Here is a 12,642-nt window from a genome sequence, read left to right as displayed (position 1 = left end):
GGCGATCTGCGCAAGCTTTCTGTTGTAGTCGATCGTCCAGCTTGTGCGCTGCTCGATGTTCGAGATGACCAACCCGCCCGACACGTTCGGCACCCAGTAGGCGAATTTCAAAGCGTCTCTGTTCGCATCGCTCATTGATATCTCCCGGTTTAAATTGTCCTCTGTCGAGTACAAGGATGAAGATTCCAACCCTATGACTACATTCTATAGATTCTATAGATTATCGAACAAACCTATCCCAAGTTTCCGCTGTTTTGCGAAAAAGCTGCGTTGCAAAGTCGCCCGATGGGGACGATGACGTGACAAGGAAGCTTAGGGTCTAAAAGTGGAAGGGCCGTCGAAGACCACAATGCAGCCGCAAAGCACGGAAATCAAAGCACCGCCGTTCCACACCTGATCGGACAATCGACCCAAGATCGCATAGGTCTCGAGCTGATCAGAATGTTGGGCCGACTGCGCCGTTCTTCAGCGTGAAATAAGCAAAGGCTGCTATGAAAAATGCAATGACGGCCAAAATTGCCAACAAACGCTTGAGCCAGGGAGGCGTTTGTCTCGGAGGTTTTGGCTTCGGACGGCGTTCAAACTTGATGACATTATCGGACATGACAATCGATTAGCGAAGATCAAACGGTTTGCCAATCCAGTAAGGACGTCGCCGGTGCGACGTCTCCGAAATTGGCCCGGCTAAATGCTCCATTCATCCAAACTCTCAATCTTATCCGCAACGCTTCGTGGTGCCGGATATTCGATTGAAGCTCATAAATCCCCGAAGGTGCCTTCTTGAATATACTCAATAAAATTCGCCCCTGGAGCCCGCAGCAGCGTGCGCTGATTGTCCCCTTCCCGGCAAAACAGGATCTGGCCGAACGCAAATCCGCGGCAACCAGCGCCGACGGCCCGATTGTGGCGTTTTTTACCGAAGGCAGTTTTTACGAGCAGGAAAAGGAGCGCATGACCCACTCGGCGGAGCGGATCGGGCTGAAGGTATATGCAACGGCAGTGCCCAGCGCCGGCAGCTGGGTACTGAATGCCGGGCTGAAACCCGGCTTCCTTCTGCAGGAAAGGGCGAGGCTACGCGGGCCTATTCTTTATGTCGACGTCGATGCCGTCCTCCATCGCAATCCCTGGCCGGAGCTTCGTAAACTCGAATGCGATATTGCAGTCTATTACGAGTTCGATGCTCGTCTTATCAGCGCCACCATTCTCATCAACGATACGCTTGGCGCGGTGCAGCTTATCGAGCGCTGGCGAGAAGGATGCCTTGCCAAGCCTGACGTATGGGATCAGGTGGTTCTGGAGGAAATCATCGCCAAGGATGCAGCAAGCGCGAAGCCCCAATTCCGTGTAGCCAGGCTGCCTGCGTCATTCTGCTGGATATTCGATCGGGTCGAGAATGGTGCTGTCGGCGACGTCTTCATCGAGCAGTTGCAGGCAAGCCGCGAGGCGACGAAGCGCAAACGCTGGTTTGGCCGCATCGGCAAACGGCTGAAGCGCCGTCGCGATCGGGTCGAGGAAATCGAACGCGTGCTAAAGGATGACAATTGGGGCACGCTTCGAACGAGCCCGCAACAGGATCAAACCTGAATCACAGCATGTCGCCGAGCGTCCAGTGGTTGTTCCATCGTGCATCGATCTCGTCCTCGACATTCTGATAGCGAATATCGGTGGAAAGGCGCAGTCTGTGCTGCCTGTCCTGATTGGTGGTGGAGGCGTGGATCATGAATGGTGAATGGAGCATGACGTCGCCTGCCTCATAATCGGCGACCAGCCAGCGCGTATCGAAGCGTTCCGCCATATCGGGTAGATCTTTCGAAACCCAGCCACCCTCCGTCATATTGCGGTTGAACGCGCTGACACGCTCTTCAGGGCTGAGATCCCTGTTGTTTTCGCCAAACTCCCGCTCCATGTCGAGGCCGATCGCGTGCGATCCCTCCAGATAGGTCAGCCCGCCCATTTCGATCGGGATGTCGCCTATCGGTATCCATGCCGTGACGATCCGGCTGGTGCCGCCGCGAAGATAGACCAGATCATAATGCGCCGGCGTCGCCGTCGCCGTTCCCGGCCGCACATGGCGCATGATCTTGCGCTTGTGCAGATAGGAGATGCCCGACAGGAATTCGTCCATGAAGCGCGAAAGACGCGGCTGCGCGCAAAAGCCCTCATAGGCGACCGAGCGCACGAGCGACATCAGGCAACGATCGACCTCCCGACCTTCCGGCGCCGAAGCAGACGATATGCCATCCCTCGGGTCCGTTCCCTCCTCGATCAGCCCTGTCTTCGCCATATGACCGAAGGCCCAGCCGCGAAAATCGATCACATCCCTGCGCGGCAGAAATCCCTTGAGCCACACATAGCCGTTCTCCTCGTAAAGCGTGCGGATTGCCTCAACACCGATGCTTGGATCGGTTGGGATGAGATAACCGAGCCGATGGGGCGCAGTGGAGAGAACCTTTCCATTGGCAACAAGGTTAAGTGCGCTCTTATCGGGAAGGACATTCTGCATGGGAATCGACATTTCACTCGCCTATGGTTTGAATTGATTGCCCATTGAACCTAGCTGTCAGCGATGGTTCACTACATGGACGAAAGTGATACTGGACTTTTCGCTCATCATGAAACCGGAAACACATGCCATCTACCGCTCGCCACTTGCCGCCGCCGGAGGACTGTCGGTCACTGGCAGCGGCAGGCAGCATGCCATGCACGCCGTCAGGGCGCGGAAGCTGCCGAGCTATGCGGTGGTGCTCGTCGAAAGCGGCCAGGGCTTTCTCGAAACGGATGCCTGCGGCCGTAGAAGCGTGAGAGGCCCGGCGCTCTTCTGGCTCTTCCCGAACCGCCAGCACTCTTATGACCCCGATGCGCAAGGCTGGAGCGAGCGATGGGCGCTTTTCGAAGGCTCTCTCGTGCGCGACTTCCTGCGACTGCGCCTCATCTGCGAGCAGAATCCGCTCACCATCCTCCGTAATCTCGATAATGTGCAGCGTCTCTTCGGCACGATTCAAGACGATCTCATCGAGGATACCAACCTGTCCAGAGCCGCTGCCGCCGCCGCTCTCCATCAGATCGTCATTCTGGTCGCGCGGCAGGCGAGCCAGGCCGTTCCCTCCCCTCACCAAGGCTCGGATATCGGCGAAATCATCGAGGCGCTTCGCCAAAGAGCAACGGAGACCCTCGACATGGCAGCTTTTGCCGCCGAATACGGCATGTCACCCGCAACGCTGCGCCGGAAAATCACAGCGGAAGTCGGGCTGCCGCCGAAGGATTTTCAGCTTCGCGTGCGCATGGATCGTGCCAAGGAATTGCTGACGATGACGGACGACAAGATCGAGATCATCGCCTCAAAGGTCGGATTCGATGATCCGTTCTACTTCTCCCGGCTATTCCATGAGCGCGAAAACTGCACGCCGCGCGAATTCCGCGCCCGCTACCGGAGAAGCTGATCGATCAAGATATGTCGGACACGTCGCAACGACCGCCCCTTGTCACGCCGCATCATTCCCCGATGGCGCTCGCTCCAAATTCCGGCGCCGCCAAGCCGCCGGCGCCTCCCCCACCCGTTTGCGGAAAAAGCGCGAGAAATAGGCGGGATCTTCGAAGCCCACCTCTCGGCCGATGTCCTCAACGGAGCGGATGGTGAACATCAGCAGACGCTTGGCTTCCAGTAGCCGCCGGTCCAAAAGCATTTCCTTGACGCTGTGTCCGAACACCTGGCGCGCCGCCTTGTCGAGCAGATGCGGCGTCGTGGCGAGCAGGTCGACATAGTTGCCGACCGGCCAATCGCTCTTGTAATGGCGGTCTATGGCGCTGCGTAGCGCCAAGGCAAGCGTCACGGTCGGTGAAGCTGAAGGCAGCGCCGCGCTGCCGCCAAGCCGGTTCATCAGCGATAGCACGACGCCGATCAGCCCCAGCATGACCTTTTCGCTCTGGCTGCCGCGCTCGCGATACTCGGCGCTGACCATTTGCAGCAGCGTGTCGATCTTCTGCCAGGCAGGATCATCCGGCCGCGCCGTCAGAAAGGTGGGTACATCAAGGCTTAGATCCACCCGGGGCGCCAAAGCCTTTAAAGTATCATCCGATATCGAGACGACGATGGCATCGGACTGATCGTCGACATCAAATCCATGAATGATGTTACTCGGCACGAAGCTGATAGTCGGAGCGGAAAAATTCCAAGTCCGATCCTCGATCCGGTAGCGACCACCGCCCTTGTACCAATAGGTGATTTGGCCCATCAGCGGGTGTTTATGAGACGCGACATGCCCGAAATGCAGTGTTTTTCGGTCCATGACCGTTTCCACGTGCAGAAATCCCACGTCAAGCACCCGGCTGGGCACGCCATAGACAAAATAATTCGGGATTTCGTTCTTCTGCGACATGCCGGAAAAAGTACCAGCGAATTGCCTCCTTTGTCCATGGTCGCAATGAAGCGTCGGACGTAGCATTTGCCATGATCTCAAGGGAGGAATACGAGATGCGAGCTGAAGATCACCGCAGCGATAAGACCCGTCCATTTACCGGCGCCGAATATCTGGAAAGCCTGCGCGACGGTCGAGAAGTCTATATCAATGGCGAGCGCATCGCCGACGTGACTGAGCATCCCGCCATGCGCAACTCCGTCCGATCGCTCGCCCGCATGTACGACGCGCTGCACGACGAGAAGACCAAGGAACGTTTGACCTCGCCGACAGATACTGGATCAGGCGGCTATACCCACAAATACTTCCGGGTGGCGAAATCCTCCGCCGAGCTTGTCGCCCAGCAGGGCGCCATCGCCGATTGGGCACGCATGTCCTATGGTTGGATGGGCCGTACCGCCGATTACAAGGCGGCCCTTATGAATACATTGGGCGCCAATGCCGACTGGTACGGTCCGTTCAAGGACAATGCGCTTTCCTGGCACAAGCGCGCGCAAGAATCCGTGCTCTTCATGAACCACGCGATCGTCAATCCGCCGATCGACCGTCACAAGCCGGCCGATGCCGTCAAGGACGTTTTCGTCCACATCACCAAGGAAACCGATGCCGGCATCTATGTCTCCGGTGCCAAGGTTGTGGCGACATCTTCAGCGCTGACTCACTATAATTTCCTTGCCCAGAGCTCGGCGACGGTCACGGAAGACCCGTCTCTGTCGGTTATGTTTATCGTTCCGATGAATGCGCCCGGGATCAAGATGTTCTGCCGCGTCTCCTACGAGCAAACAGCCAATACCGTCGGACATCCCTTCGACTATCCGCTGTCGTCGCGCTTCGACGAGAACGACGCAATCCTGGTGCTCGATAATGTCTTCGTGCCCTGGGAGGATGTGCTCGTGCTGCGCGATGCGGCCAAGATCCTCTCCTTCCACCCGGCGTCCGGTTTCATGCATGGCTATTGTTTCCAGGGCTGCACGCGTTTTGCCGTGAAGCTCGACTTCATCGCCGGGCTGCTCGCCAAGGCATTGCGCGCGACCGGCGGCGATGCCTTCCGCGGCAACCAGGCGGCACTCGGCGAAATCATCGCGCTTCGCCATATGTTCTGGTCGTTTTCCAACGCCATGGCCTACAATCCGCAGCCCTGGGCCAATGGCGCGGTACTGCCGAACATGGAAGCCGCCCTCTCCTATCGCACCTTCATGTCGGAGGCCTATCCGCGCGTCATCGAAACCGTACGCAGGGTCATCGCTTCCGGGCTTATCTATCTGCCCTCTTCGGCCAAGGATTTCGGCAATCCGGAGATCGACCGCTATCTCGCGCAATATGTGCGCGGCTCCAACGATATGGGCCATATCGAGCGCATCAAGATCATGAAGCTGCTGTGGGACGCCACAGGCACCGAATTTGGCGGCCGCCATGCTCTTTACGAACTCAACTATGCAGGCGCGCCGGAGGAAGTCCGCCTGCAGGTGCTGAAGGGTGCTGAGCGCGGCGGGCGGCTGAAGGAGATGGAAGCGCTCGTCGATCAGTGCATGAGCGATTACGACGAGAACGGCTGGACCGGAGATACGTGGCTGCCGCCGCTCGGCGATACCTCCCCAGTCCGCAGCGCCGCCGAGTGAGGACGTTGCCATGGAGGAGCAACTCTCGAAAACCGAATTTCGCAACGCCATGGCCAGGGTTTGCGCGCCGGTCAATGTCATCACCACCAATGGCCCCGCCGGCCGCGGCGGCTTTACCGCGACGGCCATGTGCAGCGTCACCGACGAGCCGCCGACGCTGCTGGTCTGCATGAACAGCCGCTCGGCGCAAACAAGCCTATTTCTCGATAATCGCCGCTTCTGCGTCAATGTCCTGACGCAGGAGCACAAGGAACTGGCCGGCTATTTCGCCGGCCAACGCGCCGACATGGAGGAGCGCTACGCCGCGGCGGAATGGATCAACTTCCGCTCCGGCAGCCAGGCGCTTTCCGATGCCATCGTCTCCTTCGATTGCCGCCTGACCGAAGCGCGCCTCGTTGGCACGCACCATATCTTCATCGGTGAAGTCATGGATATCCGCAGCCGCAAGGACGGACATGCGCTGCTCTATTTCGACCGCAACTATGTGCATGTGCCGACACAGACGGGCAGCTTCGGCGGCTAGGGCCGCATAGATGGCTGGCGATCACAAGAAACAAAAACAGGGTGCCGGCGATAACACGGCACCCTGCTTGCATGAGAAAGCAGCCCGTCAGAGCTGGATCCATGCCGTCTTCAGGTCGACATACTTGTCGAGCGCATGCAGCGATTTGTCATGACCATTGCCCGATTGCTTGACTCCGCCGAGCGGCACGCTGTTATCACTGCCGCCATAGGTATTGACATGCACCACACCAGCGCGGATGCCCCGCACCATTCGATGGGCGCGCGACAGGTTGGAGGTCCAGACGGCTGAGGCGAGGCCATATTCGGTGGCATTGGCGATCTCAAGTGCTTGCGCTTCCGTCTCGAAGGGAATGATAGACAGGATCGGCCCAAAAACTTCTTCCCGCGCCAGGGTCATGGATGGCGTCACGTCGAATACGGCGGGCCGCATGTAATAACCTCCCGTCTCTTCCAGGATACGCGAGCCGCCGGTGCGCAGAGACGCGCCCTCCGAAACCGCCTGCGAGACATAGCCAAGATCTTTCTTCAGCTGGATCTCGCTGGAAATAGCTCCCGCTTCCGTCGTCAACTGTAGCGGATCGCCGACTTTCACGCTTTCGGCGATGCGAGCCACCTTCTCGGAGAAGGCTTCATGAATCGACTTCTCCACAAGCAGCCGAGAGCCGGCGACACAGACCTGGCCGGAATTGCGGAAGATGCCATAGGCAGAAACCTTGGCCGCCTGATCGAGATCGGGCGCATCGGCAAAGACGATGTTCGGCGACTTGCCGCCAAGCTCCAGGTAGACGCGCTTCAGGTTCGAGCGCGCCGAATATTCCAGGAGCCGCCGTCCGACGGGGCCGGAACCGGTGAAGGCGAGGACATCGATATCCATGTGCAGCCCCAGCGCCTCACCGCAGACCGCGCCGCGGCCTGTGACGACGTTGAGCACGCCTTCGGGCAATCCGGCTTCGGCGCAAATTTCGGCAAGCCTCAGCAGCGTCAGCGACGCGTCCTCGGCGGGCTTCAGCACGACGGAATTGCCGGCAGCAAGCGCCGGAGCAATCTTCCAGGCGCCGATCATCATCGGGAAATTCCACGGCACGATGGCGGCAACGACGCCGATGGCCTCGCGATGGACGAGACCGAGAATATTCTGAGCCGTCGGCGCGATCTCGCCATAAACCTTGTCGACCGCCTCGGCATAGTAACGGAACGTGCCGGCGGCGCTGCCGGGTTCGGCCTTCAGTGCCATCGAGATTTCGGTGCCGTTGTTGCGCACGCCGAGCACGGCGAGTTCAAGCGCATTCTTCTCGATCAGCTCGGCAATCTTCAGCAGCACCTTCTTGCGTTCGGCCGGTGCCGCCATCGACCAACTGCCCTTTTCAAAAGCCTGCCGCGCGGCCTTGACCGCGAGATCGACATCCTCCGTTCCGGCATCGGCAATCGTGGTCAGTTTTGTTCCGTCGATCGGCGAGACGACATCCATCGCAGCGCCGCTGATCGGCTGGCGCCAGGCGCCTGCAATGAACAACGCCTGCGGGGAAACGGATAATGTCCGGAGCTGATTGATCTTGTCCTGCATCTCATTTCTCACAAAGAGGGTGGCGGGTCTTCCCGCCACCGCGATTGGAACTGCTTCAGGCTTCCTGCCCGGCACCGAGGCGGGCATAGCCTGCCGCATCGGCCGACTTCAGGCGAGCCGCCGCGATGAACCCGATGATGCCGGCGATCAGTACGAGCCCTGGCAACAACACAGCCAGCACGCCGTTGGCGCCGGCAATCGCACCGAAATTCGCTGAGATATAATAGACGAGCGCCAAAAGGATGACCCCCGTGACGACTGGCAGCACCTTGATGGCAAGTGCATTGCGCTCAAGCCCCGGATTGCGGCTGAAGAACACCACGATCGAGAAGGCAGTGAAGGCCATCAGAAGGATGATCGCCAGCGTCGCGACATTGGTGAGCCAGGAGAAGAGCGCCAGCACCGGATCCTGATCCGTCACAGCAAAGAGCGCGACGACGAGCACGGCAATAACGGTCTGAATGATAGAGCCGACATGCGGGCTCTGGAAGACGGGATGCGTGACACCGACCGACTTCGGCAGCAGGCCTTCGCGACCGGCGACATACATGTAGCGCGCCACACCATTGTGGAAGGCAAGGATGCCGGCAAACAGGCTGGTGATGAAGAGTACGCTCATCACGACGGTAATCCAGTGGCCGACATAGCGCTCGGCAAGGCCGAAGAGAAAGGTCGTGGGATCGGCAAGGCCCTGCAACACCGGGACGAGCTTATCCACTCCAGCGCCGGTTACCATCAGCCAGGAGGTCAGCATATAGAAGAGGCCGATGATGAGAACGGAAATATAGGTCGCGCGCGGCACGGTCTTTTCCGGCTCGCGAGCTTCTTCACTGTAAATGGTCGTCGCTTCGAAGCCGATGAAGGCGGCAAAGCAGAACAGCAGACCGATAGCGGGGGTCCCGCTCCAGAAGGCGGTCGGCGTGAAAGGTACTGCGGAAAGGCCGGCATCGCCACCTTTGGCGAAGATCGCGGCGTCGATGACGAGCACGACGAGATATTCAAGAATGACGAGCACCGTCAGCACTTTGGCCGAAAGATCCACGCGGCGGTAGCCGAAAACGGCAACAAAGGCGATGCCGATGAAGCTCCAAACCCACCAGGGAAGATCGAGGCCGACCTGCTCGGCAAAGAAGCCCTTGGTTGCAGCCCCGAAAAGCCCGAGAACGCCGACCTGCATGGCATTATAGGCAAGGACCGCGATCAGTGCCGCGGCACCGCCCATGAGACCCCCAAGACCTTGGGCCGTATAGGCATAGAAGGCGCCCGCATTGCGGATATGACGGGCCATGGCGACGTAACCGACTGCAAACAGCAGCAGAATACCCGTCACCAGCAGGAAGGTGAGCGGAATGCCTGGTCCGTTGCCAAGCATCATCGAGAGCGGCACGCCGCCTGCAACGGCCGTCAGCGGCGCGGCAGCCGAAACGACGAGGAAGGTCACGGCACCGACGCCGAGACTGTTTTTGCGCAGCTGGTTTTCAGCGGCACCTTGCGAATTTTGCGTGTTCATCTGCGTTCGTTCCCCTTGTTTAAGAGCATCCGATCATCGCCGCGATTGCACGCGTGCGACCTCCACCAAAAACCGGACTGACGAGCGGGGCTTATGCTTTTGTTGATTTAGCCGCCGTCAGCGCTTATGATTCATTATTTGAACCACAGCTTCAAATATAGACTTGCAAACATTGCCGGCCTCTGTCAAGTTATTTCGCATGTTAAGTATCTTGGGTCGCTGCTATCGTGTCGCGGCGCAGGGTCAGCAAGCTGATTTGACGGGAAGCCGAGGCTGGACGCACGGAATCAGAACCTGACCAACCCAAGAGGAGGAATGATGAGCACGATCGGAAAGGCGCTGGCATTGCTGGATACCCTGTCACGGCTGGACAAGGAGGCGGGTCTGACCGATATCGCCCGCCTGTGCTCGCTGGACAAGGCGACGGCACGACGCTTTCTCGTGGAACTGGAAAAACACGGCTTCGTCGAGCAGGATCAGGACACGCGCCGTTACCGCATCGGTTCGGCGCCCGTTCGCCTCGCCCGTATCCGGGAAGCGCGCTTTCCTTTCCTCCGGATCGCAATTCCTTTCGTCAAGGCGCTTGCCGAATGCTCAACCGAGACTGTTCATCTCTCTGAGTTCTCAGGCGGACAGCTCTCGACCATTCACGTGGAGGATTCGCCACGCGCGCACCGCATCATCGTCGATGTCGGCAGCCTCCTTCCCTTCCATGCGACGGCATCAGGCCTAGCCTTTCTGGCCTTCTGTCCACCGGCAGAAATCGACGCAGCGCTTAAAAAGCCGATCGAGAAATTTACCGATCACACCGTCACCGATCCCCAATTGCTGCGTAAGATGCTCGCTGAAACCGCAGCAAGGGGTTTTTCCATCATTGACCAGGGATTGGAAGCCGGCGTCATCAGCACCGCCGCGCCGGTGCGCACGCCAGGCGGTCGACCGATTGGCTGTGTGGCGATCGCCGCTCCGCTCTCGCGCACCAACACGGCCGCCATTCACGAATTCGGCGCGCAGGCCGCCGCTGCAGCCAACGCGATCTCAGAAAAATATTACGGGTCGGAAAGACCCCCGGGAACCATTGCGAAACTCAGGAGGACGGATTGATGAGCCCGGAGGCTCCCTCACCACGGATACTCGTCATCGGAACCGGCGACACCAAATGCGACGAACTGCAATTCATGGCGTCCGTCATCTCTGAAGCCGGCGGCCAGCCGGTCATGATGGATGTGAGCATTCTCGGCGATCCACCTTACAGCCCTGATTATTCCAAGCATGACATTGCGAACGCTGCCGCAACAACAATCAAAGCCATCACCGAAAGCGGCGATGAAAATAGCGCGATGGCTGCTATGGCAAAGGGCGCATCGGCCCTGACCCTCCGCCTGTACGACGATGGACTGGTCGACGGCATCATCGTGCTCGGCGGCTCCATGGGCACGGATCTGGCGCTCGATGTCGCTGCCGTCCTGCCGCTCGGCGTCCCCAAATTCGTGGTTTCGACCATTGCCTACTCCCATCTCATTCCGCCCGAACGCATTGCGCCCGACCTGATGATGATCCTATGGGCCGGCGGTCTCTACGGCCTCAACAGCATCTGCCGCTCCGTGCTTTCACAGGCGTGCGGCGCGGTGGTCGGCGCTGCCAAGCACGGCAACAAGCCCGATCGGGAACGGCCCCTTATCGGCATGACTTCGCTCGGCTCGTCCTGTCTGAAATATATGAAGTATCTAAGGCCCGAATTGGAAAAGCGCGGCTATGATGTCGCAGTATTTCATTCCACCGGCATGGGCGGCCGCGCCTATGAAGCAATCGCCTCGAAGGGTGACTTTGCCGCCGTCTTCGACTTCTGCATCCAGGAAATCAGCAATCATCATTATAATAGCGTCGTCACCTCTGGACCCGATCGTTTGGAAAACGCAGGCCGCGCCGGCATTCCGCAGATCGTGGCGCCAGGTGCGATCGACATGGTCGATCTTCAGGCATGGCAAGTCGTGCCAGAGGTCTTCACGGATCGTCCCTACCACGCTCATAACCGGCTGATCGGATCGGTGACGACATCGCCGGACGGGCGGCGCTCAGTCGCCCGTGTGATCGGACAGAAATTGCAACGCGCTGAAGCAAAGGTCGCCTTCCTGCTGCCGACCGAAGGGCTGCAGGAATGGGACAAGCCGGAAGAGCCGCTGCATGATCCGGAAGGCCTCAATGCCTTCATCGATGAGATGCGCCGTGCCGTTCCGCCCTCTGTCGCTCTTCACGAGGTTGACGTTCATATCAATGCGCCGGCCTTCTCGGCCGCCGCCCTTGCCATCTTCGATCGATGGGTCGCCGAAGGCGTCATTCCGGAGGGACGGCCATGAAACGGGACCGCGCGCTTATCCTCGACTTCGGCGGTGTCGTTACCCGCACGCTGTTCGAAACGCATGATGTCACCGAGCGCACGCTTGGCCTTCCCAAGGGATCGCTGACCTGGCTCGGCCCGTTCGACACAGCGACGGATCCGCTTTGGGTCGCAATGCAGAATCGCGAGATCACCGAACGGGACTACTGGCTGACCCGAGCGGGCGAAGTCGGCAAGCTGGTTGGTGAAAACTGGACCGACATGCAGACCTTCGTGCGTCGGGCGCGCGGCGCCGAGCCGGAACTGGTTCTGCGTGCGGAAGCCCGCGACGCCATCCTGCGCGCCAAGGAGGCCGGTCTCAAATTGGCGATCCTGTCGAACGAACTCGACCTTTTCTATGGCGTCGAGTTCCGTCGGCGCTTTCCGCTGATCGAGCTTTTCGACGTCATCGTCGATGCGACCTACACGAAGATCCTGAAACCCGATCCCCGTGCCTATGAGCTCGTTCTTACCGAGCTCAACCTGCCGCGCGAGGCCTGCGTCTTCGTCGACGATCAGAAGAAGAACATCGAGGGCGCCAAAGCCGTGAACCTGCGTCACGTGCATTTCGACGTGACCCGCCCTGCCGAAAGCTATGCCCGCGCACTTGCGATGCTGGGGCTCTGAACAAG

Annotated in this window: 11 protein-coding genes and 1 pseudogene; 7 read left to right on the top strand and 5 right to left on the bottom strand. The window is 59.2% G+C overall.

Annotation, left to right across the window (positions count from 1 at the left end; genetic code table 11):
- Nucleotides 1-135: pseudogene (locus PH558_RS23495) on the bottom strand (dimethylsulfone monooxygenase SfnG); the annotation flags it as partial.
- A gap of 645 nt (nucleotides 136-780) precedes the next feature.
- On the opposite strand from PH558_RS23495, the gene PH558_RS23490 reads away from it, so the two are divergent.
- Complete coding sequence (locus tag PH558_RS23490; RefSeq protein WP_285206909.1) at nucleotides 781-1,584, top strand: putative nucleotide-diphospho-sugar transferase; 804 nt, start codon at nucleotides 781-783, stop codon at nucleotides 1,582-1,584.
- 1 nt (nucleotide 1,585) lies between these two features.
- Here the strand turns inward: PH558_RS23490 and PH558_RS23485 are convergent, their stop codons facing one another.
- Nucleotides 1,586-2,515, bottom strand: coding sequence for a phytanoyl-CoA dioxygenase family protein (locus PH558_RS23485; protein ID WP_285206907.1), 930 nt, complete (start codon nucleotides 2,513-2,515; stop codon nucleotides 1,586-1,588).
- Between the two features lie 97 nt (nucleotides 2,516-2,612).
- Between PH558_RS23485 and PH558_RS23480 the strand changes: the two genes are divergently transcribed.
- A complete protein-coding gene (locus PH558_RS23480; RefSeq protein ID WP_285206902.1) occupies nucleotides 2,613-3,440 on the top strand; it encodes a helix-turn-helix transcriptional regulator in 828 nt (275 codons plus the stop codon).
- A gap of 42 nt (nucleotides 3,441-3,482) precedes the next feature.
- Here PH558_RS23480 and PH558_RS23475 read toward each other — a convergent pair whose 3' ends face one another.
- Nucleotides 3,483-4,376, bottom strand: coding sequence for a helix-turn-helix domain-containing protein (locus tag PH558_RS23475; protein ID WP_285206897.1), 894 nt, complete (start codon nucleotides 4,374-4,376; stop codon nucleotides 3,483-3,485).
- Between the two features lie 95 nt (nucleotides 4,377-4,471).
- On the opposite strand from PH558_RS23475, the gene PH558_RS23470 reads away from it, so the two are divergent.
- Together PH558_RS23470 and PH558_RS23465 are read left to right on the top strand one after the other, a co-directional pair.
- The gene (locus PH558_RS23470; protein ID WP_285206892.1) at nucleotides 4,472-6,034 is read left to right on the top strand and encodes a 4-hydroxyphenylacetate 3-hydroxylase N-terminal domain-containing protein; all 1,563 of its coding nucleotides are present in this window, start codon (nucleotides 4,472-4,474) and stop codon (nucleotides 6,032-6,034) included.
- 10 nt (nucleotides 6,035-6,044) lie between these two features.
- Nucleotides 6,045-6,557: a flavin reductase gene (locus PH558_RS23465; protein ID WP_015342805.1), complete on the top strand. Its 513-nt coding sequence runs from the start codon at nucleotides 6,045-6,047 to the stop codon at nucleotides 6,555-6,557.
- 87 nt (nucleotides 6,558-6,644) lie between these two features.
- Here the strand turns inward: PH558_RS23465 and PH558_RS23460 are convergent, their stop codons facing one another.
- Together PH558_RS23460 and PH558_RS23455 are read right to left on the bottom strand one after the other, a co-directional pair.
- A complete protein-coding gene (locus tag PH558_RS23460) occupies nucleotides 6,645-8,123 on the bottom strand; it encodes an aldehyde dehydrogenase (RefSeq protein ID WP_285206889.1) in 1,479 nt (492 codons plus the stop codon).
- Nucleotides 8,124-8,178: 55 nt separating this feature from the next.
- Nucleotides 8,179-9,633: an APC family permease gene (locus PH558_RS23455; protein ID WP_285206884.1), complete on the bottom strand. Its 1,455-nt coding sequence runs from the start codon at nucleotides 9,631-9,633 to the stop codon at nucleotides 8,179-8,181.
- 318 nt (nucleotides 9,634-9,951) lie between these two features.
- Here PH558_RS23455 and PH558_RS23450 point away from each other — a divergent pair, with 318 nt between their 5' ends.
- Genes PH558_RS23450 through PH558_RS23440 form a run of 3 tightly spaced genes read left to right on the top strand, consistent with a single transcriptional unit; the run spans nucleotide 9,952 to nucleotide 12,637 of the window.
- The gene (locus PH558_RS23450) at nucleotides 9,952-10,737 is read left to right on the top strand and encodes an IclR family transcriptional regulator (RefSeq protein ID WP_285206882.1); all 786 of its coding nucleotides are present in this window, start codon (nucleotides 9,952-9,954) and stop codon (nucleotides 10,735-10,737) included.
- A complete protein-coding gene (locus PH558_RS23445; RefSeq protein ID WP_285206876.1) occupies nucleotides 10,737-11,990 on the top strand; it encodes a Tm-1-like ATP-binding domain-containing protein in 1,254 nt (417 codons plus the stop codon). Before PH558_RS23450 ends, PH558_RS23445 begins: the two co-directional genes overlap by 1 nt.
- Nucleotides 11,987-12,637: an HAD family hydrolase gene (locus PH558_RS23440; protein ID WP_285206875.1), complete on the top strand. Its 651-nt coding sequence runs from the start codon at nucleotides 11,987-11,989 to the stop codon at nucleotides 12,635-12,637. The genes PH558_RS23445 and PH558_RS23440 overlap by 4 nt, the downstream gene beginning before the upstream one ends.
- Nucleotides 12,638-12,642 lie beyond the last annotated feature (5 nt).

Source organism: Rhizobium pantanalense, assembly GCF_030182525.1.
Classification (GTDB): domain Bacteria; phylum Pseudomonadota; class Alphaproteobacteria; order Rhizobiales; family Rhizobiaceae; genus Rhizobium.
The sequence above is the reverse complement of the archived record's forward strand: the minus strand, read 5'-3'. Positions and strand labels throughout refer to the sequence as shown.

What these genes read in the sequence shown, in the direction of transcription:
- PH558_RS23485 (WP_285206907.1), bottom strand. Translation starts at nt 2,515, where the DNA reads ATGTCGATTCCCATGCAGAATGTCCTTCCCGATAAGAGCGCACTTAAC.
- PH558_RS23480 (WP_285206902.1), top strand. Translation starts at nt 2,613, where the DNA reads ATGAAACCGGAAACACATGCCATCTACCGCTCGCCACTTGCCGCCGCC.
- PH558_RS23475 (WP_285206897.1), bottom strand. Translation starts at nt 4,376, where the DNA reads ATGTCGCAGAAGAACGAAATCCCGAATTATTTTGTCTATGGCGTGCCC.
- PH558_RS23470 (WP_285206892.1), top strand. Translation starts at nt 4,472, where the DNA reads ATGCGAGCTGAAGATCACCGCAGCGATAAGACCCGTCCATTTACCGGC.
- PH558_RS23465 (WP_015342805.1), top strand. Translation starts at nt 6,045, where the DNA reads ATGGAGGAGCAACTCTCGAAAACCGAATTTCGCAACGCCATGGCCAGG.
- PH558_RS23460 (WP_285206889.1), bottom strand. Translation starts at nt 8,123, where the DNA reads ATGCAGGACAAGATCAATCAGCTCCGGACATTATCCGTTTCCCCGCAG.
- PH558_RS23455 (WP_285206884.1), bottom strand. Translation starts at nt 9,633, where the DNA reads ATGAACACGCAAAATTCGCAAGGTGCCGCTGAAAACCAGCTGCGCAAA.
- PH558_RS23450 (WP_285206882.1), top strand. Translation starts at nt 9,952, where the DNA reads ATGAGCACGATCGGAAAGGCGCTGGCATTGCTGGATACCCTGTCACGG.
- PH558_RS23445 (WP_285206876.1), top strand. Translation starts at nt 10,737, where the DNA reads ATGAGCCCGGAGGCTCCCTCACCACGGATACTCGTCATCGGAACCGGC.
- PH558_RS23440 (WP_285206875.1), top strand. Translation starts at nt 11,987, where the DNA reads ATGAAACGGGACCGCGCGCTTATCCTCGACTTCGGCGGTGTCGTTACC.